This is a genomic window from Sinomicrobium oceani, assembly GCF_900119185.1.
GTDB lineage: Bacteria > Bacteroidota > Bacteroidia > Flavobacteriales > Flavobacteriaceae > Sinomicrobium > Sinomicrobium oceani.
The window spans coordinates 143,497-165,279 of record NZ_FPJE01000008.1; the positions used below are offsets into that span (position 1 = coordinate 143,497).

The window sequence follows — 21,783 nt, forward strand, 5'->3', positions numbered from 1 at the left end:
CGTAACTTATGTAAAAATCTAAAAAAGTAATGTTATGAAACGTGTTCTCATTATAGGAGCGAATGGAAAAATAGGTAAAATACTCTCCCGGAAACTAAAGGACGAAGCTGACTTTGAACCGGTTGCCATGCTGCGCAAACCGGAACAGGCTTCTTTTTTTGACGATCTCGGGGTGGAGCGTCATGTGGCGAGTATCGAAGGTAGTGTGGATGAGATTGCCAAGATCATGAAGGAGACCGATGCCGTGGTCTTCACAGCTGGTTCGGGGGGGAATACGGGGCATGATAAGACGCTTACGGTAGACCTGGACGGGGCCGTTAAAAGTATGGAGGCCGCCAGGCTGACCGATGTAAAACGCTTTATCATGGTCAGCGCCCTGAATGCCGACGACAGAGATCTCTGGGCCGCTTCGGGACTCGAACCTTATTACATAGCCAAGCACTATGCCGATTTTGTATTGAAGACGACAGATCTCGATTATACGATACTTCGCCCGGGACGATTACTGGACGAACCCGGAACGGGGATGATCAATATCACCTATCCGGAAAAAGAGGACGGGGTGTCCCGTGAAGATGTGGCCGGGGTTATCGTTCAGGCCCTTAAACAGAAAGATTCTATCGGTAAGATCATTGCGTTCAACCAGGGAAAAACGCCGCTGGAAAAGGCGCTGAGCCAGGGATAAGCTTCTTTTTCTTCCTGGAAGCATTAAACATCATTTCACTGTTCGGGGTGCGGAAATCTATGGTATAATCTTTCTGCTCCCGTATCGTGGTATGATATATGGAGTCTGCAAATCCGGTGTCGGACACTTCTCCGGAGCCTTTTGAGTTGCCGGTAGTTTCCTTACCAAGGACAATATATACGGTATCCCCGCGGACTTCCGTAACCTTAAACCAGGCATAGCCATCGCGTACCATACTGCCCCGGGGGGTTATCTCTTGGAATCTCCCGAAATAGAGGTCGCCCGCCCGGACCCGTTCGTTAAGATTATCAGCCACCACGTTTTCCTTACCCGCCGCGGATAGCTTTCCGAAAATCATCGTAGCAAAGAACGCACAGACGAGCAGGATAAAGATATATCCCATAAACCGTAGTTTGAAACCGCCCTTGACCTTTTCAGCCTTGCGGATCTCGGTCTTGTAAAAAATCCGCATTTCCGGTGTCCAGTTTTTACGGGAGATACGTAACCTGGTTACGGCATCATAAAATTCTCCCACAGGTTTGTTTGCCCATACGGAATAAAGTATCGTCGTTACTTTTTTACCAAAAAGAATAAGCGTCATGGCATGCCCGGGAACAATCGGGTTTTGCAGTTCGGTTGCCGAAATATGGGCTTTTTCTTCGTGATCCGTGTAAAAAAACATGAATGTACCGGGTGTTTGTGCTTACGAAGTTAGTTATAATAAGCCTGAAACAAGATGTTTAACTGTTAAAATCACCTTCAAACAATAATTCTATTCTTAAGGTATGTTTAATGTTGCTCGCGGAACTGTTGCGGAGTCAGCCCTGTATGCTGTTTAAAAAACCTTGAAAAACTGGCATGATCGTAAAAACCGAGTTCATAAACGATTTCCTTAACATATATATCCGAAGTTTTTAGCAGTCTTTTGGCCTCGAGCAAGCTTCTGTCCTGGATACAGGAAGAGGCGGAAACCCCGAGTGTTTTTTTGCATATAATGTTTAAGTAATTCGGTGTAATATTCAGTTTTTCATCATAGAAAGATACCGATCGTTCCGCGCGAAAATATCGGTCTGTAAGCGACAGGAATGCGGATAGTACCGGGTTGGACCTATAGCTGTGAACATCACCGAAAATATGCTCTGCGATTTTACCAACCATAAGAGCCAGGAGGCGGATACGTGTATCGATGAGTTGCCGGAAAGGATTTGTGCTGTTCAGTTCCGTACGGATCGCATGAAATTCGTATAGTAATCGCGGAACTGCGTCTTCGGGGATATCAACCACGGGATGGTTGCGATAGTGCAGGTACGAAAGATGCAGGGAAGGGAGTAGGGTCTCCAGTTGAGCCCGCCCGATCATCAACTGGTAACCTACCGTATGGGGCTGCATATCCCACCGGTGTACCTGGCCTGGAAACAGCAGGTGCACCTGGTTGGCTGCAATTTCGTAATCCCTGAAATCTATAGTATGTATTCCGCCACCGCTTTCAAACAACATAAAGACAAAAAAATCGTGTTTGTGCGGCTGCATGATCGTCTGCTGTCCGCGAAGTTCATGGTACAGCAGGTTACACCCTTCCTGCCTGTCACTGTCAAACTCCTGTATACCCAGTACCGGGAAATGTTCTTCTTCCTGATGTTCGAAGGCAGGATTCATACGTAGTTGTTTGGTGTATTTGCCATAACAAATATAATGCAAATGATATAAGCCGAAATTGCTAAAACACCACTTGTCCCCGGTACAACAGCGAATGTACGGGAGATATGCGCGATACGGCTTCGGCAGAGCAACTCGCATCGACCAGCACCACAGAAGCTTCGTCTCCCGCTTTGGGCCACTGCCGGTTACCCTCATCGTCGAGAGGCAATATGTTGTGCGTGGCCAGTTTCAGACTTCGGGACAGGTCGAATTCCGTCCGGTAACCGTATAACTGTGCCATCAGGTTGGCTTTTTCCAGGACACTACCGCTTCCCCAGGTGTTCCAGTGGTCGATAATGCTGTCGTTACCCGTGGCCACATCGACCCCGTATTTGTACAGGGTAGGAAGGGGCATGACCAGTCCGCCGAACGGAATGGTAGAGATCACCCCTATCCCCGAATGGGCAAGCTTTTCCGCGATTTCCTCCTGTTTTGACGCAGGAATTTTCCCCAAAACAAAACAATGACTCAGGAATGTCCTGTTGCGCAGCTTCGGGTTTTCATTTACTTTTTCAATGAGATAGGTTACCGTTCGTAACCCGGAATCTCCTGTTTCGTGCAGGTGCATATCGATTCCCTTATTATGATCAAGCGCCAGGCGAACCATAAAATCCACCGATCTCTCTATATTTCCGTCAATCGTATACGGATCGAGCCCTCCTATATAACCTATGCTGTCCATAGCAGCGGCCTCGGCCATCAGTCCGGCCGAATCGGTATAATAGATACCGTGTTGCGGAAACGCGACCAGTTCCGCCCCGAAACTGCCTTTTTTGTGTTGCAGTGCCTTTTCCAGATTTTCAAGCGATTTCATGCCGGAGGTCGGCTCTATGTTTACATGGCTTCGGGCAAAAGCGGTACCACGGGACTGCAGGAGTTCCACGATCTTTTCGGCGCGGTGAGTGGACGTCTTCAGCATTTCGGGCAACAGCTCTTGTTCCAGCGCAATCATTCCTTTAACACCACCCTGTCGTTTTCTTACCGCTTTCCATGGCCCGCCGTAAAAGGTCTTGTCCAGGTGAATATGCATATCCTTAAATGCCGGTAACATGAGCATTCCCCCGGCATCTTCACCTTCGGCAGCGGGATCATACGGCGTGATCTTCCCGATAATCCCATCGTTGATCTCCACACAAAACAATCCCGTACGGGTCGCGACTACTTCTCCTTCTTCGTAAATAAAACCGGTTTCCAGTCTTACATTTTTTAATACCATAGTCGTTGTATATTTTCCTTCGGCTACCGTTCCATTAAATCCCAACAGGGAAGGAGCAGTCATAAACCCGGTAACTCCAAGGGCTGAAGTTTTAATAAAATCCTTTCTCGATATACCTTTCAAAGCCATCGCTTTATATTTTTTCACAAAGGTAAAAGACAGGATCGAAAGGGCAGGGGTATCGTTTATGTTATTGCTTGTATAAATTATAATTATGGGGGAGTTGATTAGTTCGTAGTTGGTAGTTGGGGAGTTAATAGGTTATTTGGTTATTGAGTGATGTACAGCTCTAAATCCCCTGTTTTAGGCAAAAAACAGAGACGGCTGAGTGCTCCGGATCTGCCGGAGTGTGCAGAAGCCCCTCGGTCTGACAGGAATGACTACTACATTATTTATTCAGACCCATCCCCAATAACACAACAAATCAGTAACTTAGTACCCAAACTATGAACTATCATGAACACCAAAGTCGACACGTATATAGAAAAAGCCCGAAAGTGGCAGAAGGAATTTGAAGCTTTACGCGGCATTATGCTGGATTGTCAGCTTACGGAGACATTCAAATGGCGTAATCCTTGTTATACCTTGGGAGATAGTAATGTGGTGCTTATTCACGGGTTTAAGGAATATTGTGCCGTATTGTTTTTCAAAGGAGCCTTGCTCAAAGACCCGCACCATGTGCTTATACAGCAGACCGATAATGTACAGGCCGCCCGGCAGATGCGGTTTACGGATCTCGATGAGATCACCCGGACAGCCCATATCCTCAAAACCTATATTTACGAAGCCATCGAAATAGAAAAAGCCGGGATACAGGTACCGATGAAAAAAACTTCGGAATACCCGGTGCCGGACGAATTATCACAGAAGTTCGGGGAACTACCCGAACTGAAAAAGGCTTTCTATGCCCTTACTCCGGGAAGACAACGCGGATATCTCCTTCATTTTTCCGGGGCAAAACAGGCAGCAACACGGGTATCGCGAATTGAAAAGTGTACCCCGGGTATATTGCAGGGCAAAGGACTGAACGACCGTTAATTTTCCGGCAAAGCGGTATATTCCCGATAAAAATCGATAGGTTTGTAGTACACCGGATTTCCGGTGATTGTTCTCTTGAAGCAAAACCTAAAGTATTATGAAAAACAAGATCAGGACCGGGTTGTTGTCTTTTGGCATGTCCGGCAAAATTTTTCACGCCCCTTTTGTCAAAGCTCATCCGGAATTCGAACTGGTGGCCGTCGTAGAACGCACACAGAAAAGAGCGCACGAATACTATCCGGGCATCAAGAGTTACGCTTCGGTAGCGGAGTTGCTGAACGACGATGAGATCGACCTCGTTATTGTCAATACCCCCAACAACACGCACTATGAATTTGCATTACAGGCTTTGCGGAATAAGAAGCACGTACTGGTCGAAAAACCTTTTACCTCTACCTCCGAAGAGGCAGCACACCTGTTCCGGGAGGCCGCCAAAAACCACTGTCATGTACTGCCGTACCACAATCGGCGTTATGATAGTGACTTCCTGTCTGTAAAAAAAGTACTTGAAAGCGAAAAAACAGGACAGCCCGTAGAGGTGTATTTTCGCTTCGAACGTTATAAATACACTATCGGGGAAAAGCGCTTTAAGGAAGAGGCCATTCCGGGAAGCGGACTGCAGTACGACCTGGGGTCGCATTTGCTGGACGGGGTGATCTCACTATTTGGTATTCCCCGGCGCTGGCACAAAACCCTCGGTGCTTACCGGCCCGGATCGGAAGTGGACGATTATGTACACATTCACCTCGAATACGAAAACGGATTACAGGTCTTTGTCAAAACGAGTCTCCTGGTCCTCAGTCCACAACCTGCCTTTGTGATCAACGGTACCCGCGGCACTTATGTCAAGGACCGTACGGACGTTCAGGAAAAACAACTACTGGAAGGCATGCAGCCGGGCGATCCGGGGTTTGGCGTAGAAGAGGAGCACCGGGAAGGTATCCTGACCTGGTTGGACGACCGGGATGTAAAACATACCGAAAAAGTCGCTGCAGCACCGGCTTCCTACCTCGGTATCTTCGAAGCCGTATACCAGACGCTCAGGCATCACAAGCCCTACCCGGTTACCGAAGCACAGATTCTCGCTCAGTTGAACATCCTGGAAGGGTAGGGCATCCCCACTTCTTTTTTACACCTATCCACGCCTTTACCGTATATATCCGTACGGTATGATACCCGGTATATACCTCCCGGACCATATTATTTTTTTTTCAGCCCGTTTTATTGTATCTTAGAAGGGCCCTTTGGTTTGTATACCATCGTCATCCGTAGCTACTTACATGTTCGGTACCGTTCTTTTCAGTATCCTACGGATATTTTTAACCTTCAAAGTCAGACCTATGGAAAGTGAAGATGACAAAATAAGAAAGCTGTTCGAAAACAGTAATGCGCCCCGGGAACGGGATACCATCTATGCCGGCCTTCTGTCCGAATATATGACTTTCTTCAAAAAAGAATTTCCGGATGACTGGGATGATGAACAGATACTGGCGTTTGCCGTGCATACCTGGAATACGGCTAATATCCAGTTGAGATTGTCGCCGGATGGTCCAAATCGCATCGATCCGGATCAGGAACCCGTAAGCTGGACTACAGACCTGATGATGAAAATGGTGTCCTATAAAATGATTCATTACAAACCGTATGACCGTGTTTTTATCGAATTCGAATACGATAACGGAAATCTCAAGGTACAGACCGAAAGCGGGGAATTGTTTCTCCAAATGTTCCTCGAAGAACAGGAATCGGAAGATATCGGGGAGGATGCCGATTTTGATGAAGGATATGTGAACCGCAGGGCCGTCACCCTGAAACCGAAACAACCTTTTATAGACTGGATCAACAGCTTTTCTGAAGATAAGATCCCGTTAGCCGAGGTAGAGGGCAATGTCTATCTTCTGGATACCTCTGTATACGAACCGGACGAATGGATTGAAAAAAAGTTTGATAAATTATTCATCAAAGAACTATCCCATTGGCATCCGGAGTCGTTCTGGCCCAAAGAGCGCACGTACAAAATGTTCCGGAAATGGTTTCATATAGATTCTTCCACGCTGGTTTACGACCTGGTGAAAGAACCGCTAACCAAGGATTACTAAAAGCGGATACCCCGAACCAGACTTGGGTCTGGCTATCATTATAAGTACAGGAGTCCTGGTTTTCCGATCACTTTCACTACTGTTTATTTGAAAAATTATAATAACCCAAATACTATGTATCATGAAAAAGGTAATTCTAAACCTAAAAGATGTCCGGAAACTATCCGGAGCAGAGCAAAAAAACATTCTGGGTGGTGATGTCCCGGGAAAATGCGGAGGGGATGGTTCTTATATCATCGTCGACGGTGAGGTCGTTTGCTGTTATATCCCCGCACAAAACGCTTATATCTGCTGATATCCATCTTGGCAGAAGGTATTATGTAGTCCCGGCATCATCACTGCCGGGACTTTTTTTAGTTATTCCGGAACATCCGTATCCGAAGGACTAAACACCTTTTCAGGGAGCATGGTATTTTAACATTTCAGGAAATTTTCCTACCTTTTCAGGCGATAGGATATGCTTCTGTGCATAACCGTATTGCAAGGCAGGGGAATTTGAAATTCCGTTCCCTAAAGTGAAGGTTAACGTGAGGGGAGCGCTCGGCCCTGTTAGTTCGAAGTGTGATAGGGAACTATCTTTCAAGACCGTAAACACAGTAACTCAATAATCAAATAATTAAGAAATAAAAACCTGGCCTGACTTTTGTTATCCTACACTATAGTTTACCATTGCTGAACATTTTTTCCTATTACTAATTCGAGTAGATGAACCCTAAAAAACTTAAAATACTAATTCTAAGCTCCGTATTTATATGGGGCTGTAAGCAAAAAAGTGAGCTTAAAAAGTCAGATTTCCGCGTAGTAAAAGATTATACTGATTTTGCTCTTAAGATGGAAAACGATGATACTTTGCATATCAAGGTAAATCTATCGATGTGTTTGTAGGAGGAATTTGATCAAATTGAGATCACGAAAAGTAATGATAGCATATATCTACAGCTAAAAGAAAAATTTGTAAAGGAATATGATACGATCATTCGTTTTTCGAAAAATCTATATACATTGAAAAATGATACCCTTAATCTGGAGAAGATAATGTCAGATTTTGACATTAATTATACCAGTAAAACAACTCAACCATTTTTTATTATTACAAATCCGAAAGAGACAGATACCATCATACTAAGATCTATGGGACTTCACCATACAGGAATGCTTATAGAACAGTATCTTGGGTTAATGTCCGAATTATATCCGGAAGAAATGGAGAAATACAGAATGGAATATCTGGCTCCAGCTCCGGAACTGACTGAAAAGTAAATCTGAATTGGTTACTATTTAACCTGTTACTTTTAAGGTACTCATAAACGTTCCGGAAAACCCACAGCGCGGGCGTGCGGCTATTTACACATAATGTCAAATTATAGGACAAAATTCCGGCTCCATAGAAACGATGTCATAAATTCCCAAGAGAATGAACTACAAAGCTATATTCCAAGGACGGAGCTACTATTTTACATAATATAATTATAGTTGACAAACGATTTACCGCTGTTTTTGCGACTTTCTATTGTTTTGTCCTATAATTTATATTATGTAAAATAAAGTATTTTAAAAACTCACCTCTCCTGATTTATATTCCAATATAACAAAGTCCTCTGCAAAACACCACATTCTTTCCAATTCACAAAAGTACTTATCATTTTATAACTTTCCCGACCAGTACACAATAGACAACCCATCATCCGGTTACTAAAATTGGTATTCACTGTATTTTCCTTAAAATCCTGCCTGTTCATAATTCCCGTATTTGAAAATTTCCTGGCCGTTGGCCGGAATATCAAAATTATGAGCGCTTACAGTTCAAATAAATCAACAAGACTATATGTTGTTGTTTATCAGTGTATTAAAAAATAAATGCTTTCTTGATATGTTCTATAGTACATGTAGAGCCTTATTTTACATAATATCCAAACTGATTATTTCCGTCTGTAGTTATTCACCAAAAAACTGCCAGGTAAAAATGCCGCTCTATATCATCTTCAACGGAGCCACGAAAAGATATGTCAGTATAAGTGTCGCGGTGACTCCGTTTCCGATGATCGTATTATTTATCGGCTGGCCCGGTCCAGTAGTTCCAAGTCTTCCTGGTCGAGTTTCAATTTCGGCGCATCGAATAACGTTTGCAATTGCTTTTTGTTCGTAGCGCTTGCTATCGGTGCTCCGATATGAGGTTGTGCCAGTAGCCATGCCAGTGAAATGGTCGCCTGGGAAGTCCGGTGTTTTCCGGCAACCTTGTCAAGGGCCGACAGTACGTCCATACCCCTGGCATTCAAGTATTTTTTAACACCATTGCCCCTGACACTCTTGCTGAGATCGGCTTCCGAACGGTATTTCCCGGTGAGGAACCCGGCTGCCAGCGACCAATACGGAAAGACGGTCAGGTTATACTGCTCCGCCAACGGGGCGTATTGCTGTTCGTAACCACTGCGTTCTACCAGGTTATAATGAGGTTGCAGAGCCTGGTATCTGGGCAGTCCGTATTTTTCCGAAGCTTCAAAAGAAGCCTTTAGGCGTTCCGGGGAAAGATTGGATGCTGCAATATATCGTACTTTTCCGGCCTTGATGATCTCATCGTACGCTTCCAGCGTTTCTTCGACCGGGGTCTTTTCATCATCGAAATGGGTATAGTACAGGTCGATATAATCAGTTTGTAACCGTTGTAACGACTTGTCCACGCCTTCCAGGATATGCTTTTTGCTGGTATCCACCGGGTGAAGACCAGTCTCCCCTCCCACTTTGGTAGCCATTACGATCTTCTCGCGGTTGCCCCGGGCCTTCATCCATTTTCCGAGAATGGTTTCCGATTGTCCGCCGCCTTTACCGTCCACCCAATACGAATACATATCGGCCGTATCGATAAAGTTAAATCCTTCTGCGGTAAAAGCATCCAAAATGTCAAAGGACTCTTTTTCGTCCAGTGTCCATCCGAAGACATTCCCTCCCAGATTAATGGGAGCCACATGCAAATCGGTATTTCCTATACTTATCTTTTTCATTGTATTGTATTTAAAATTAGATTTTTTACGTTATACATCCCCCACTACGAATTAAAAAACTGTTTAAATTCGGGGCTTCGGTACGCTCCGGGCGGAGCCGGAGCACTCAGCTTAAAACAGGGAAGTAAAAGCTTTACATCACTCATGAACTCAATACCCATTAGCCTAATAACTCCCCCACTACCAACTACGAACTAACCACCCAACTACCTAACGTCTCCATATCCCATGCACCAGCAAGGTAAGTGCCCCGAAACCGAAACCTGCAGCAGCCACGCCTGTCCAGCCAAAATGCTGCCACACAATGCCTCCTATAAAAGTTCCGAGGGCACCACCGGTAAAATACAGCACCATATATACGGTGTTGATCCGGTTTCTTTCCGGCGGATTGTTTTCGAATATAATGGTCTGGTTAGTAATATGTACGGCTTGTATACCGAGGTCCAGAAACAGCGCTCCGATGATGAGCAATACTATACTACCTGAACCGAAACCGAGTATGATCCACGATATCATAGCTATAAGGGTTGACACGGAAATAATAACATTTTTGTTCATCGTGTCACTAAGTTTACCCACCACGGTAGCGATAACTGCTCCGGCAATTCCGACCACCCCGAAGGCACCTGCTTCCCGGCTTCCCATACCGAATTTTGGGGTTTCGAGCAGAAATACCAGAGTGGTCCAGAAGACGCTGAAACTGGCAAATACCAGCGATCCCCGTAATGCGGCCAACCGCAACCGTGGCCTGTTCCGGAACTGGTCTACGATAGAGAACAGCAACTGTCTGTAGCTTCCCTTAAAATCGGGCGTGATCTCCGGGAGTTTCCACTTCAGGAAAAGCCATAGCACGGCCATGATACCCGAAGCAATAAAAAACACAGATCTCCAATCGAGATAACTCCCTATAAAACCACTCAGGGTCCGCGACCCGAGAATACCTATAAACATTCCTGTCATCACAGTACCTATGGCCTTGCCACGATTATGGTCTTCCGCCAGCTGTGCCGCCATGGGAACCATGATCTGCGGAATAACAGACGTCAGACCGATAAACAGGCTCGACACTTTTAAAGCGGCAGGCGTCGGAGCCCATCCGGCCGATATGAGAGCGGCAATGATAAATGCAAAGTCTATGAGTATCATCCTTTTTCGCTTCAGCATATCGCCCAGAGGTACAATAAGAAACAATCCCAATGCGTATCCTATCTGGGTTAGCATCGGCACATCGCTGATAGCGCCTTCCGAGACGCCGAATTCACGGGCCATATCGGCCAGCAGGGGTTGGTTGTAATAGTTATTTGCTACCACCATGCCCGTGGTTATTGCCATAAGCAACAGTAAACCTGGGCTTAATGTTCTGTTTTCCAAATTCGCTTTTCTTAAAAGTGCTGAAAAATATCGTTTGTTCCTAAATAATATAATTGGCTACTCCGCCATCTGCTCTTAAGGCCGCCCCGTTTGTCGCCGAAGACAACGGACTCGCCACATAGGCGACCATATTCGCTACCTCTTCCGGATCGGCAAAACGCTGAGTGAGCGACGTAGGCCTGCGTTCCTCGAAGAACTCTTTTTGTATTTCCGCCACGGTCGTCTCCTGTGCCTTGGCCTGTTCTTCCAGGTCTCGTTGGTTAGCTCTGCTCATCGTAGGTCCTGGCAAGACACAGTTTACCGTTACCTGGGTACCTTTAGTCAGCCTGGCCAGTCCGCGGGATACGGCGAGCTGTGCCGTTTTACTGAAACCATAATGTACCATTTCTGTCGGGATATTCAGGGCGGATTCGCTCGATATAAATATAATACGTCCCGTGTTGCGTTTCAGCATACGCGGAAAATAATGCCGCGCCAGCCGTACCCCGCTCATGACATTGATGTCGAACATCTCAAACCACTGCGCATCGGTAATATCTTCGAACTTCACCTGGTTGAAGATCCCGACATTGTTCACAAGAATATCTACTTCCGGGATCTCCTCAAGCAGGTTGTCGATATCCTTATTATTTGAAAAATCTGCCGCGATCCCGCTAATGTTATCGTTTCCGGTAGCCTCTCGCAACGCTTTGATCCTTTCTGCCACATCAGTAGCCTTCCTTCCGTTGATGATCGTATGTGCACCTTCCGAAGCCAGTGCCCTGGCTATGGCATACCCGATGCCTGCAGTAGAACCGGTTACCAGTGCCGTTTTTCCTTTCAGTTGTAAATCCATATTATTTTATTTTTACCATGAAAACGAAGATTTCCTCTTCATTCTATTTCTTTACGAAGTAACGACATGAGCGGCATAACACCCTTGTAAAAATCCACTATTTTTATGTAATTTTACACGATGAAACGGTACAAACAATTCAACCGTCTTATAGTTAACGATTTCACTGCTGATGTCTGGCAGCATCCGTTGCACAATCACAACCATTACGAGATTATATTCATAGCATCCGGTGCAGGAATACATCACCTGAACAAGCGGCTCATGCCTTATAAAGCGGGACACCTCTACCTGCTGGGACCTGAGGACGAGCACGAATTTATCATAGAAAAAAACACCCGTTTCATTTACTTTAAGTTCACCAAGCTCTATTTCGATGCGTTTCCGTCCGACCATGCTGCCAGGTGGATACGTGACCTGGACGAACTGTTGAACAGGCCCGAACGCAAAAAGGGTGACCTGCTGAAGATGGAACCGGACCGGATTACAATAGCTACTCTATTCGAATTAATTATAAAGGAATACCAACGCAATGAGGTCTTGAGCAAAAAACTCGTTTTCGAGTGGTTTAAATCTATTCTGATGATTTTGAGACGAAACTGGAACTGTTGCGGCACACCGCACGATCGTTCTGCCCGGTCCGTCCTTACCGAAGAATTGCTCGAATATATAGAAATGCATATTTACGATCCGAAAATGCTCCGTCAGAAAGCTATTGCCGAACATTTTCACTATTCCCCGAATTATATCGGTTCCTTGTTCAAGGACAAGATCGGTACTTCACTCAAAAGCTACATTCAGCAGTACCGTTATAATCTGCTCGAGCAACGGCTGGCCCAGGGAAACGGAAGTACGAAACAGCTCGCTCTTGAGTTTGGCTTTACGGATGAAAGTCATTTACATCGATTCGTGAAAGGGTTTTCTGGTAAAAGTTTTATGGAATTAAAAACCTTTGCTTCACGATCTTAATTCTGCGTTATTTTTATTTTAAAATTCCGTAACAATCTGTTCATTATTTTTATTTTTTCATATTTAAAGCCAGGAAATCCCTTCTTTAAATGGATTTATTTATAATGTTTTTATAAGTTTGCGATTATTTACGTTAATCATAATAATAAATCATGAAAAGGAATATTTCCGTATTGGCAGGTATATTCGGTTCCGTATTGTTCAGCTTTGGGCAACAGAACCCGGAATGTCCTCAAAACCTTTCCATTTTTGCGGAACACGCAAAAAACAAAAACTATGAGTCGGCCTATGAACCCTGGAAAATGGTCTATGAAAACTGTCCTGACCTTCACTGGGCAACATATCATTACGGTGAACGTATATTGAAGGATAAGATCGAAAAAGATCCTGCAAACAAGGAGCAGTATATCAAGACTCTTACGGAGCTCTACCAGGCTGCACCGAAATATTTCCCGAAACGATATACCGAAGTGGGAAGCATGATCGACATTGCTTTGTTGAAAAACGATAACAAGACCGGGAATAAGGAAGAAATCTACGACCTGCTCGACCAGGCCTTTAAAAAGGATAAAGATGGCTTTAAAAATCCTAAAGCGCTCTACCTCTATTTCTCTATATTGGTAGACCTTCAGGGAGAAGGTAAGAAAGACCTCCAGGAGGTATTTGATGTCTACGATGATGTAACGGCCAAGATCGCAGAGGAAAACCAGGAACTTGCAGAGACTATTGTGAAATACGTAGCCAAAGAAGACGAAGGAACGCTTACAGCCAAAGAAAAACGTATATTGGCAGGTGCACGTCAGAATGGGGAAAACTATGAAAAAATAAGCAGTAGCGTAGATAGCAAACTCGGTAAACTGGCTGACTGTGACAACCTTATTCCGTTGTACCAGAAAAACTTCGAAGCTCGTCAGGGAGATGCTGACTGGCTGAAAAGTGCCGCTGGAAGAATGGATGCGAAAGACTGTACCAGCGATCCGCTTTTCGTGAAATTGGTAGAGGCTCTCGACAAGATCGAGCCTTCGGCAAGTTCCAAATATTACCTGGGATCGCTCTACGAAGAGCAGGGTAACAAAAGTAAAGCTCTGGAATACTTTAAGCAATCTATAGACCTGGAGACCGATGGGGTAAAGAAAGCTGCCAAGCTTACCAGTATTGCTTCCAAACTCAGCAAAAGTGGTCAGAAATCCGCAGCAAGAAACTATGCCCAACAGGCGCTGAATGCCAACCCGGCAAACGGTACGCCATACCTTATTATAGCATCGTTATATGCCAACAGTGCCAACGAATGCGGAAGTACTACATTTGAGAAAAGGGCAATCTACTGGAAGGCCGCCGAAATGGCGAGAAAAGCCGCGCAGGTTGACCCATCGCTGAAAAGCCGTGCCGCACAGACTGCAGCCAGTTATGCCGGAAGGGCACCGAGCAAACAGGACATCTTTAGTTCCGGAATGGCTGGAAAGACCATAAGCTTCGGATGCTGGATCGGCGGGAGCGTAAAAGTTCCTAACCTGTAAGCAACTCCACAGTAAAACCATAATAGAATAAAAGCGGGTGTTTCCTAACTGGACACACCCGCTTTCTTTTTATGCCACAGGCATATTACCTTCCATGTATTTTTCCACGATATCATTAAAACATTCCATTTCGTCATATGGTAAAAGCTGTACGGCAAACTCCAGGGCAACCTTGATATCCAGGCAAGGTTGTGCTACAAAGCCCGAGGCATCGTTTTCCGGATAATCCAGGGCCATGACGCATACTTTGATGATACTGGCGACACTGAATAGTACTTCGGAAGGACAACTCATACGCAATCCCTTATGGTAATAAATTTCGGGACGGTATTTGTACTTGTAAAACTTTTTCCGGATCAGTGTTTCGATTTTCTCTTTCATCCGGTCTTTTTCATCATCGGTCAGATCGCGTGTCTTCAGTGGTTTTTTCCTGGAATTCCCCGCTATCGGCCCCGAAATATCCTGGCATTCCTTTATTCCCGCATCGAAAATATCGGGGAGCATCAGTTGCAGCCTGTTATACTTCTCCTCAAGGTTGGTAAGGTCTGTTTCGGTGACCTGACTGCCCTCTTCAAAAGTCATCCCCTGTCTGGCCAGGTCGAGTAATTTTACCAGCTTCCGGTCTTCCGGTTTCTCCATGCGGAACAACGATCCTAATGCGGTATAAAACCGTCCTGTATATCGCTGATATTCATCGATACGTATTCCGTGCTGCGCTTTCCCTGTAAGCAGCCTTCCGGCCAGGCCGAATGCTATATCAAAGGCCTGGTAGAGCATAAAGACCGCCTGCTCATAGTCTTTTCTGGCACTGTAAAAGTTAACGCCGTCATGCAAAGCCTTCATTTTGGTATATGTCAGTGCAAAATGATTTCTGCCCTTCCGCAGGCCCTGCTCCGTATCTACAGTTTCCGAAGGAGGCTCTTCCGGCTGCCCCTCTTTTTTGTAAACCAGATTGATCTTCCTGCACATCCTCATGAAAAAGAGATTTCCTTCGTGCAATTGCTTCCGGGCGTAAGGCAACGGATAGGCCAGAAAAAGCATATTGTCTTCTTCGTTTATCCGGGGGACTTCCCCGGCTTCTGCAGAAGTCTTCCGGGCATACAATAAAAGAACCAGTCTCCGGATGTCTTTTCCCGTATTCCAAAAAGTCGTGTAGATATATTCGGCATCGTTTTCCGACACCAGTTGTTTTATCATTTTATCTTCCATGTTCCTGATAATTGTCGTTGTGATTAATGGTGTATTCCAAACGAGTCATACGTCTCCTGTTCCCGGGCCGGCACCGGAAGAATTTAAGATAAATATCCTCGGGAGATCGTGTAAAAGCTGAAGTTACTCTTCGAGAAGATGGTCACGAAGCATATCCATAAACTCACTCTCATGCACCGGTAACAACCGGAGTACAAGACCCAGTGTATTGTGTACACTGATATTGAGTCGGGAAATATCCGTGCTTATTTCAAGCCCTTCTTCCGTGGCAACCATGCATAATTTGAGCAAGTCGGATATGGTTTCCAGAAGGTGCTGATACCCGTTTCTGTGCAAAGAAACCACATAATCGCCCTTTTCGGGGCTGTGTTTGAGGGTCCGGAAATATTCCGGGGCCAGTTGGCGGAGTTCTTCCAAAACAGCATGTTCCTGTACCATAGTCTGTAAGCTTTTAGGTTCTGTATATTATACACCCATACATAGGCCCCAGTCCCAACAAAAATTGCTTTTTTTTCACACAAAACCCACTCCAGTTAACCGAAAATCACCTCTGATGTCAGGTTGTATCGGGAATCAGATACTATCGAAGTATATTCAATTTTATCTCCTCTCCGGCACGTTTTTGTGCAAGAACGGATATACTTCTTTCTGAAAACTGCAAAATACGCGGATATCCACCCGTAGTCTGGCAGTCGCGCATGAGTACGATCAACTTTCCAGAAGGAGTTAACTGTACCGTCCCCGGAAGGGTAGCCGAAGTAATAATGCCAAATTCATTAGGCGAAAGACGCTCCTCCAGCTGGTAGGCCATACGGTTATTCTGTGCAGATACGGTAAAACTCCCCTGCTCCAGCCGGTCCTGGTCCTCTGCACTCAGAAGACCGAATTCGGGTCCCGGATATACCCTAACTTCCTGTTCGAACAGGAAATCGTTATCGATTTTTATCTCTATGAGATTCTCTATATCACCTTCAAAAGCAGAGTATTCCATGGTTTGCTCAACGGCAACTCTTCCGCTTTCGGTAACCGGAACAAAATACGAACGGCTGTGAAGTACTTTTTTTGTCTTTATTCCACCTTTGACACCGATATAGGTACGTATACCTTTTTCGACCTTACCGAACGACAATATGTCTCCCGGTTTTATTTTTACCACCCGGTTATGCGGTATGGCCGTACCGTTGACGTCTGCGTGCATCGCGGCGCCTGTCATAACAATATGCGTAGGTTCGGAAAATTCCAGTACCGGTCCCGTCATAGCTATTTCCAGCACGGCAGCCTTATCCCGATTGTCCAGAAGCCGGTTGGCCAGCACTGCAGAAAACATATCCATTGCCCCGGAAACAGGTACCCCGTTGTCCCGGTATCCTGTTCGTCCCGTATCCTGAACCGTGGTAAAGAACCCCGGTTTACGTATCTTAATCATGCCACTCCTCTTTCTTGATTTTATATACCCCTGTTGCCGTTTCGATCGCAATGAGATCATACTCCGCTTTTCGGACCGGAAAAAACTTTACTTTGTCTCCTACCCGTATCCTGCATGGCTTCTTTGCAGAAACATCAAACAGCGGAATGGGAGAATTCCCTATGATATTCCATCCTCCCGGGCTTTCCTGCGGATAGATCCCGGTCTGTTTTCCACCGATACCTACGGCACCTTTGGGAACTTTGAGCCGTGGTTCTTCCCGCCTCGGAGCATAAAGCCCCGGGTCGAGTCCGCCCAGGTACATAAACCCCGGAAGAAAACCGATGGCGTACACCGTATATTCGGCGCCCGTATGTAAACTTATAAGCGTTTCGGCTGTCAGTCCCTTTTCTGAGATCAGCGTATCCGTATCCAGTCCGAAACCGGCTTCATAACACACCGGTATATACCATAAACGACGTTTTAACGATTTGTGCTTGCGTTCCGGGTACAGACTTCGCAATATCTTTATCTCTTTATCGGTATCGGAAAGCTTCCGGAAAATTACCAGTAACGAATGATAGGCAGGTACCAGCTCACAGGCATTACCGTATTTCTCGCGGATGATGTGGCGAAATCTCAAAACGTCCTCCAGAACTGTTTCATCTATGCGCTCAGGCCATTCCACAAGAATGGCTTTCTCCCCCATTGGTTTATAGTTGAGCCGGTAATTATTCAAGGTTGCTGCCATACTGCTAAGTACCAAAAAAACTGTAAGTATTAAAAGTAAAACCTGCCTAAATTGCGATTTCCGGGGAAGATTATGATTATACGTATATTTTTTTTAGGTTTGTCGTACAAAAGATCTGCTCATGGATACCAAAATCACACTTTCTTTTGACGAAGACACCATAAAAAAGGCCAAGGCGTATGCAAAATCCCAGAACATCAGCCTGTCCCGTCTTACAGAATTTCTATACCGCCAGATCATCAGCGGAGATTATCGCAGTCTCGAAGAGCTTCCTATTGCCGACTGGGTAGATCGCGTTGCAGAAGGCGAACCCGAATACAGAACAAAACCCCGAAGCAGAAAAGCGGCCAGGAATGAATCTTTCGAGAAGAAAAACAAAAAATGAAAGTCTTTGTAGACGCTAATATCCTGGTCTCGGTACTGAACCGGGAGTACCCTTTATTTACCTATACGTCGAGGTTACTGAGTCTTGCGGATCGTCGTGAATTTGCGCTGTGTACTTCACCGGTGTGTCTGGCTATAGCCTTTTATTTTGCAGAAAAGAAAAGTGGTACACGCCTGGCTAAAAAGAAAATACGACTGCTTATTTCCCGAATGCACATTGCCAAAACCGACAGGAATGCGGTAATGCTTGCCGCAGGTAACAAAGCAGTGGAAGACTTTGAAGACGGACTGGAATACTACACGGCACTTCATGCCGAATGCCAGTGTATTGTAACGGAAAATGTACAGGATTTTTACTTCGCTTCCATTCGTGTACTGGATACCAGGAGTTTCCTGGAGCACTATGTCCTGAATGCCGGTCTGTAATTGTTCCCGGAAAAATGTAGCATCACTATGGTCGCGGGTATGTCGGTTCTGTATCAGATCGTATGTTCGGAGAGATAACGCAGGACTTCTGCGGCATGTGGATGATCTCCGTGCAGACAGAAAGTATCGGCCCTGATCGTTTTTTCACTACCGGTTACCGTCCTTACTTTTTGTTCCTGAACCATATATAGTATATGCTGCCTGATTGCTTCGGGCCTGAGGATGATCGCATTGGCAGATTTTCGGGATACGAGGGAAAGATCATCATTATAGTTACGATCGGCAAAAGCCTCGTACCGGATGTTAAAGCCCCGGGACACTGCCGATTTTGCAATTTCCGAACCATAGGGCACATAGAGCCGTACACGGCCCTTATAGTTTTCTACAGCCGAAAGGAATACTTCCGCCTTCTCCCTGTTTCCGGCCATATCGTTGTACAAAGCCCCATGAGCCTTAATATGATGCAGCAGAATGTCATATTGCCGGGTGATCTTTTCAAGGGCCTCCACCTGCTCCCTTACGGAAAAAACAAGAGCCTCATCGTCCATGTTCATAGATTCCCTGCCGAAATTGGTTTTATCGGGATAAGAAGGATGTGCCCCGATGTCCGTTTCATATTGTATGGCAAGTTCCACAGCACGTTTCATCGTATCCGTATCGCCCGCATGCCCGCCACAGGCAATACTGCAGGAATGTATGTAAGGCATTAAGAGTACTTCGTTGTTCAGGCCTTCGCCTACATCGCAATTCAGTCTGACAGCCATGACAGTTAAAGTTTATTCGGATTAAACAATACATTACCAACCAAAGACTTTTGCTATACTCCTGGATCCGAGTATAATGGCAATGACAATAATAATTCCGGAAATAATATTTTGTAACGGGGTATTCCGGTATGCCCCGAGCAGTCCCGTACGATTAACCACCCACCACAGGAACAAGGCGACAACCGGAAGCAGGATACCATTGGCGACCTGGGCAAACAGGATGAGTTCTACCGGATTAAAACCAAGGGATGCAAAAACCACTCCCGTACCGATAATAAGGAACCATACCATTCTGAAACGCCAGTCGGTAAGTACCGCATTCCATCCAAAACATCCGTTGGCCACATAAGCCGCCGCCAAAGGTGCTGTTACCGAGGAAGTGATTCCGGCTGCAAACAGTCCCGTTCCTATAAAATAAATCGCATACTGCCCATACAAGGGTTCTAACCCGGTAGCCATGTCCATTACGCTTCGGATATCGGTAAGTCCACTCCCCGCAGCAGTTATAATGATAGCCATAGAGACCAGCCCACCCAGGATTACAGAAATAAAAGTGTCTTTACGGGCTGCTTTCAGATCTTCTTTTCCCGACCAGCGCTCGCGCACCAGGGAAGCGTGAAGAAACAAATTATACGGTACTACGGTAGTACCGATAAGTCCTATGACAGTAAGCAGGTTATCCCCAGAAAGTTCCGGGACAAATGCACCGTGCCATACGGCTCCCCAATCGGGTCGTATCATAACAGCCGCACATATAAAGGAGAGACTCATGAGTATGACCAGGACGATCATAGCCCGTTCCAGTATTTTATAATTCCCCATCCAGAGCAGTATACAGGCAATTGTCCCGATCAGCGCCGGATAAAAAGCACCGTAAGATTTGCCGAATACACCCTCGATACCAAGCGCGGAACCACTGAGGTTTCCGGCTTCATAGGCGGCATTACCGATAACCACAGCAGAAAAGATAAGTATTATGACCGGAAATTTGAGCCACGAACCCTGGCGCAGTTCCTGTTTGATCACTTCAGCCAGTCCGAGGCCGGTCATAATCCCGATACGCACGGCCATTTCCTGTAAAACCAGGGTCGCCACTACAGACAATACCATAGCCCAGAGCAGGGTGTAACCGAAGCCCGTACCGGCCAGGGTACATACGGTCACCGTTCCCGGGCCTATAAAGGCAGCTGCCACCAGAGTTCCGGGACCTATATTTTTAAAAAAACTACGCATCAGTGTGCCGTATTGAGTGCATATACCGCAAAAGAGCCCAGCCAGTGGGTACCTTCGTAATTATCGTCGACAATATGGGGTAGCGAATGCCTGATATGTTCATCGGCGATCTTTCTGAGATGGGTATATTCCGGAAGCGCCCGGGCTATATCGTATAAGCACCACGCACGGCTGAAGTTTACCCCGTCCAGGTGTACCAGCTTCCCGTCTTCCCGGTCCGATACCTCTCCCTGTTCGAGCCCAAAGGATGCTTCCCCGAGTTGCGGTAGAAATTTCCGGAGCCAATCGCGGAATTCTTCTGTGGGCAATATCCTGAGCATAATATCGGCTTCTTCCAGGCAGGGCGAAAGGAAATCGAACCCTCCGGGTTCCCAGGTTATCGGACACTCCGTATCGTCATTATAAAAATCCTTAGCCCTTGAAGTGATGAGATCTGAGAGCGCCGTATTATTTACCGTCTTCGCATAATCGTAAGCAAATGTAAGCCCGAAAGCCGTGTTGGAATGTTCTCCGATACGAATGGGGTAATGCAGTTTGGGTAGGAAACCCATATAGCTCTTTACGATTACATCGGTAAGCGGCTGCATATTTTTCTCCAGTTCGCGGGCCAGGGGATCGTCCCAGTTGTGGAGTTCTTCCGCCAGCTTCAGGAGCCAGGCCCAGCCATAGGTCCGTTCATACGAAGGTTCCCTGGTAAAATATTCCACTTCTTTGGCGATATTTGCAGGTGTGATATTTTCCTTTAGTTTCGCCCTGGCCTCAGTAGCTTTTCCCATATCCGGGAATTGCCGGAGCAGGCTCACCAGCATCCAGTGTCCGTGTACGGAAGAATGCCAGTCGAAACATCCGTAAAATGCCGGATGCAGGGCTTGGGGTGATTGCAGGTCCGTAGCATTCCCCAAAGTCTGGTTGAGTTTATTCGGATATTCGGTCTGCATACAGGTCAACGGCAGTGCGGCCAGCCTGTCCGCCTCTGCCGGCGTAAGTTTTAAACGGACCATACCCACGGAGTCCGTTGTTTGTGAAGTAGTTTCGAGGTTTTCTGATTTTTTTCGGGACTGTTCTTCCGAACAGGACATACAAAGCACAATGGCAATAACGATGGAGAATAATTTCATATATGGTGTTTTGACAGCTTAGTGAAACCGATCCGACAACTCTCGATGCCGGACAGGTCCGAA

23 protein-coding genes are annotated in these 21,783 nt (G+C 45.9%); 10 read left to right on the plus strand and 13 right to left on the minus strand.

The features are described from left to right. Nucleotides 1-34: 34 nt before the first annotated feature. A complete protein-coding gene (locus BT112_RS09010) occupies nucleotides 35-685 on the plus strand; it encodes an SDR family oxidoreductase (RefSeq protein ID WP_072317042.1) in 651 nt (216 codons plus the stop codon). On the opposite strand, the gene BT112_RS09015 is transcribed toward BT112_RS09010, so the two are convergent. The 3 genes from BT112_RS09015 to BT112_RS09025 all read right to left on the minus strand — a co-directional run bounded on the left by BT112_RS09015 (nucleotide 639) and on the right by BT112_RS09025 (nucleotide 3,728). Continuing rightward, on the minus strand, nucleotides 639-1,367 hold the full coding sequence (locus tag BT112_RS09015) for a hypothetical protein (RefSeq protein WP_072317043.1): 729 nt from the start codon (nucleotides 1,365-1,367) through the stop codon (nucleotides 639-641). The genes BT112_RS09010 and BT112_RS09015 overlap by 47 nt on opposite strands. A 107-nt stretch (nucleotides 1,368-1,474) precedes the next feature. Continuing rightward, nucleotides 1,475-2,341, minus strand: coding sequence for a helix-turn-helix domain-containing protein (locus BT112_RS09020; protein WP_072317044.1), 867 nt, complete (start codon nucleotides 2,339-2,341; stop codon nucleotides 1,475-1,477). Between the two features lie 61 nt (nucleotides 2,342-2,402). After that, entirely contained in the window at nucleotides 2,403-3,728 is a 1,326-nt protein-coding gene (locus BT112_RS09025; protein ID WP_072317045.1) for an amidohydrolase, read from the minus strand. Nucleotides 3,729-4,055: 327 nt separating this feature from the next. Here BT112_RS09025 and BT112_RS09030 point away from each other — a divergent pair, with 327 nt between their 5' ends. The 5 genes from BT112_RS09030 to BT112_RS09055 all read left to right on the plus strand — a co-directional run bounded on the left by BT112_RS09030 (nucleotide 4,056) and on the right by BT112_RS09055 (nucleotide 7,996). After that, complete coding sequence (locus BT112_RS09030; RefSeq protein WP_072317046.1) at nucleotides 4,056-4,637, plus strand: YdeI/OmpD-associated family protein; 582 nt, start codon at nucleotides 4,056-4,058, stop codon at nucleotides 4,635-4,637. A 97-nt stretch (nucleotides 4,638-4,734) separates the two neighbouring features. Further along, nucleotides 4,735-5,748 carry a Gfo/Idh/MocA family oxidoreductase gene (locus BT112_RS09035; protein WP_072317047.1) on the plus strand — a complete coding sequence of 338 codons (1,014 nt, stop codon included), beginning with the start codon at nucleotides 4,735-4,737 and terminating at the stop codon, nucleotides 5,746-5,748. A gap of 229 nt (nucleotides 5,749-5,977) precedes the next feature. Then, nucleotides 5,978-6,736 (plus strand): hypothetical protein, encoded by a 759-nt coding sequence (locus tag BT112_RS09040; protein WP_139276079.1) that lies wholly within the window; start codon nucleotides 5,978-5,980, stop codon nucleotides 6,734-6,736. 121 nt (nucleotides 6,737-6,857) lie between these two features. After that, nucleotides 6,858-7,031, plus strand: a complete 174-nt coding sequence (locus BT112_RS21805) for a hypothetical protein (protein WP_175545768.1) — start codon at nucleotides 6,858-6,860, stop codon at nucleotides 7,029-7,031. Nucleotides 7,032-7,738: 707 nt separating this feature from the next. Continuing rightward, nucleotides 7,739-7,996: a hypothetical protein gene (locus BT112_RS09055; RefSeq protein ID WP_072317051.1), complete on the plus strand. Its 258-nt coding sequence runs from the start codon at nucleotides 7,739-7,741 to the stop codon at nucleotides 7,994-7,996. Nucleotides 7,997-8,787: 791 nt separating this feature from the next. Here BT112_RS09055 and BT112_RS09060 read toward each other — a convergent pair. The 3 genes from BT112_RS09060 to BT112_RS09070 all read right to left on the minus strand — a co-directional run bounded on the left by BT112_RS09060 (nucleotide 8,788) and on the right by BT112_RS09070 (nucleotide 11,941). After that, nucleotides 8,788-9,735 (minus strand): aldo/keto reductase, encoded by a 948-nt coding sequence (locus BT112_RS09060; protein ID WP_072317052.1) that lies wholly within the window; start codon nucleotides 9,733-9,735, stop codon nucleotides 8,788-8,790. Between the two features lie 210 nt (nucleotides 9,736-9,945). Continuing rightward, a complete protein-coding gene (locus BT112_RS09065; RefSeq protein ID WP_072317053.1) occupies nucleotides 9,946-11,067 on the minus strand; it encodes an MFS transporter in 1,122 nt (373 codons plus the stop codon). Between the two features lie 79 nt (nucleotides 11,068-11,146). Then, the gene (locus tag BT112_RS09070; protein WP_072317054.1) at nucleotides 11,147-11,941 is read right to left on the minus strand and encodes an SDR family NAD(P)-dependent oxidoreductase; all 795 of its coding nucleotides are present in this window, start codon (nucleotides 11,939-11,941) and stop codon (nucleotides 11,147-11,149) included. Nucleotides 11,942-12,061: 120 nt separating this feature from the next. On the opposite strand from BT112_RS09070, the gene BT112_RS09075 reads away from it, so the two are divergent. Both BT112_RS09075 and BT112_RS09080 read left to right on the plus strand, forming a co-directional pair. Beyond that, nucleotides 12,062-12,910 (plus strand): helix-turn-helix domain-containing protein, encoded by an 849-nt coding sequence (locus BT112_RS09075; protein WP_072317055.1) that lies wholly within the window; start codon nucleotides 12,062-12,064, stop codon nucleotides 12,908-12,910. A gap of 152 nt (nucleotides 12,911-13,062) precedes the next feature. Continuing rightward, nucleotides 13,063-14,427, plus strand: coding sequence for a tetratricopeptide repeat protein (locus BT112_RS09080; RefSeq protein WP_072317056.1), 1,365 nt, complete (start codon nucleotides 13,063-13,065; stop codon nucleotides 14,425-14,427). Between the two features lie 69 nt (nucleotides 14,428-14,496). Here the strand turns inward: BT112_RS09080 and BT112_RS09085 are convergent, their stop codons facing one another. The 4 genes from BT112_RS09085 to pxpB all read right to left on the minus strand — a co-directional run bounded on the left by BT112_RS09085 (nucleotide 14,497) and on the right by pxpB (nucleotide 17,792). Next, a complete protein-coding gene (locus BT112_RS09085; RefSeq protein ID WP_072317057.1) occupies nucleotides 14,497-15,636 on the minus strand; it encodes a hypothetical protein in 1,140 nt (379 codons plus the stop codon). 123 nt (nucleotides 15,637-15,759) lie between these two features. Continuing rightward, a complete protein-coding gene (locus BT112_RS09090) occupies nucleotides 15,760-16,074 on the minus strand; it encodes a hypothetical protein (RefSeq protein WP_072317058.1) in 315 nt (104 codons plus the stop codon). Between the two features lie 142 nt (nucleotides 16,075-16,216). Beyond that, nucleotides 16,217-17,062 (minus strand): 5-oxoprolinase subunit C family protein, encoded by an 846-nt coding sequence (locus BT112_RS09095; RefSeq protein WP_072317059.1) that lies wholly within the window; start codon nucleotides 17,060-17,062, stop codon nucleotides 16,217-16,219. Next, a complete protein-coding gene (gene pxpB / locus BT112_RS09100) occupies nucleotides 17,055-17,792 on the minus strand; it encodes a 5-oxoprolinase subunit PxpB (protein ID WP_245777007.1) in 738 nt (245 codons plus the stop codon). The genes BT112_RS09095 and pxpB overlap by 8 nt, the downstream gene beginning before the upstream one ends. A gap of 121 nt (nucleotides 17,793-17,913) precedes the next feature. Here pxpB and BT112_RS09105 point away from each other — a divergent pair, with 121 nt between their 5' ends. Further along, on the plus strand, nucleotides 17,914-18,177 hold the full coding sequence (locus tag BT112_RS09105) for a DUF6364 family protein (protein WP_072317060.1): 264 nt from the start codon (nucleotides 17,914-17,916) through the stop codon (nucleotides 18,175-18,177). Then, entirely contained in the window at nucleotides 18,174-18,602 is a 429-nt protein-coding gene (locus BT112_RS09110; RefSeq protein ID WP_072317061.1) for a type II toxin-antitoxin system VapC family toxin, read from the plus strand. Before BT112_RS09105 ends, BT112_RS09110 begins: the two co-directional genes overlap by 4 nt. A 53-nt stretch (nucleotides 18,603-18,655) precedes the next feature. Here BT112_RS09110 and pxpA read toward each other — a convergent pair whose 3' ends face one another. Genes pxpA through BT112_RS09125 form a run of 3 tightly spaced genes read right to left on the minus strand, consistent with a single transcriptional unit; the run spans nucleotide 18,656 to nucleotide 21,720 of the window. Then, nucleotides 18,656-19,366 (minus strand): 5-oxoprolinase subunit PxpA, encoded by a 711-nt coding sequence (pxpA, locus tag BT112_RS09115; protein WP_072317062.1) that lies wholly within the window; start codon nucleotides 19,364-19,366, stop codon nucleotides 18,656-18,658. 33 nt (nucleotides 19,367-19,399) lie between these two features. Then, nucleotides 19,400-20,602: an Nramp family divalent metal transporter gene (locus BT112_RS09120; protein ID WP_072317063.1), complete on the minus strand. Its 1,203-nt coding sequence runs from the start codon at nucleotides 20,600-20,602 to the stop codon at nucleotides 19,400-19,402. After that, nucleotides 20,602-21,720, minus strand: coding sequence for a DUF2891 domain-containing protein (locus BT112_RS09125; RefSeq protein WP_072317064.1), 1,119 nt, complete (start codon nucleotides 21,718-21,720; stop codon nucleotides 20,602-20,604). The genes BT112_RS09120 and BT112_RS09125 overlap by 1 nt, the downstream gene beginning before the upstream one ends. Between the last annotated feature and the right edge of the window lie 63 nt (nucleotides 21,721-21,783).

Excerpts from the sequence above, each read along its gene's own strand:
- BT112_RS09075 (WP_072317055.1), top strand. The coding sequence starts at position 12,062 with ATGAAACGGTACAAACAATTCAACCGTCTTATAGTTAACGATTTCACT.
- BT112_RS21805 (WP_175545768.1), top strand. The coding sequence starts at position 6,858 with ATGAAAAAGGTAATTCTAAACCTAAAAGATGTCCGGAAACTATCCGGA.
- BT112_RS09125 (WP_072317064.1), bottom strand. The coding sequence starts at position 21,720 with ATGAAATTATTCTCCATCGTTATTGCCATTGTGCTTTGTATGTCCTGT.
- BT112_RS09025 (WP_072317045.1), bottom strand. The coding sequence starts at position 3,728 with ATGGCTTTGAAAGGTATATCGAGAAAGGATTTTATTAAAACTTCAGCC.
- BT112_RS09040 (WP_139276079.1), top strand. The coding sequence starts at position 5,978 with ATGGAAAGTGAAGATGACAAAATAAGAAAGCTGTTCGAAAACAGTAAT.
- pxpA (WP_072317062.1), bottom strand. The coding sequence starts at position 19,366 with ATGGCTGTCAGACTGAATTGCGATGTAGGCGAAGGCCTGAACAACGAA.
- BT112_RS09030 (WP_072317046.1), top strand. The coding sequence starts at position 4,056 with ATGAACACCAAAGTCGACACGTATATAGAAAAAGCCCGAAAGTGGCAG.
- BT112_RS09015 (WP_072317043.1), bottom strand. The coding sequence starts at position 1,367 with ATGTTTTTTTACACGGATCACGAAGAAAAAGCCCATATTTCGGCAACC.
- BT112_RS09060 (WP_072317052.1), bottom strand. The coding sequence starts at position 9,735 with ATGAAAAAGATAAGTATAGGAAATACCGATTTGCATGTGGCTCCCATT.
- BT112_RS09070 (WP_072317054.1), bottom strand. The coding sequence starts at position 11,941 with ATGGATTTACAACTGAAAGGAAAAACGGCACTGGTAACCGGTTCTACT.
- BT112_RS09035 (WP_072317047.1), top strand. The coding sequence starts at position 4,735 with ATGAAAAACAAGATCAGGACCGGGTTGTTGTCTTTTGGCATGTCCGGC.
- pxpB (WP_245777007.1), bottom strand. The coding sequence starts at position 17,792 with ATGGCAGCAACCTTGAATAATTACCGGCTCAACTATAAACCAATGGGG.
- BT112_RS09010 (WP_072317042.1), top strand. The coding sequence starts at position 35 with ATGAAACGTGTTCTCATTATAGGAGCGAATGGAAAAATAGGTAAAATA.
- BT112_RS09120 (WP_072317063.1), bottom strand. The coding sequence starts at position 20,602 with ATGCGTAGTTTTTTTAAAAATATAGGTCCCGGAACTCTGGTGGCAGCT.
- BT112_RS09105 (WP_072317060.1), top strand. The coding sequence starts at position 17,914 with ATGGATACCAAAATCACACTTTCTTTTGACGAAGACACCATAAAAAAG.
- BT112_RS09080 (WP_072317056.1), top strand. The coding sequence starts at position 13,063 with ATGAAAAGGAATATTTCCGTATTGGCAGGTATATTCGGTTCCGTATTG.
- BT112_RS09085 (WP_072317057.1), bottom strand. The coding sequence starts at position 15,636 with ATGGAAGATAAAATGATAAAACAACTGGTGTCGGAAAACGATGCCGAA.
- BT112_RS09090 (WP_072317058.1), bottom strand. The coding sequence starts at position 16,074 with ATGGTACAGGAACATGCTGTTTTGGAAGAACTCCGCCAACTGGCCCCG.
- BT112_RS09095 (WP_072317059.1), bottom strand. The coding sequence starts at position 17,062 with ATGATTAAGATACGTAAACCGGGGTTCTTTACCACGGTTCAGGATACG.
- BT112_RS09065 (WP_072317053.1), bottom strand. The coding sequence starts at position 11,067 with ATGGCAATAACCACGGGCATGGTGGTAGCAAATAACTATTACAACCAA.
- BT112_RS09020 (WP_072317044.1), bottom strand. The coding sequence starts at position 2,341 with ATGAATCCTGCCTTCGAACATCAGGAAGAAGAACATTTCCCGGTACTG.
- BT112_RS09110 (WP_072317061.1), top strand. The coding sequence starts at position 18,174 with ATGAAAGTCTTTGTAGACGCTAATATCCTGGTCTCGGTACTGAACCGG.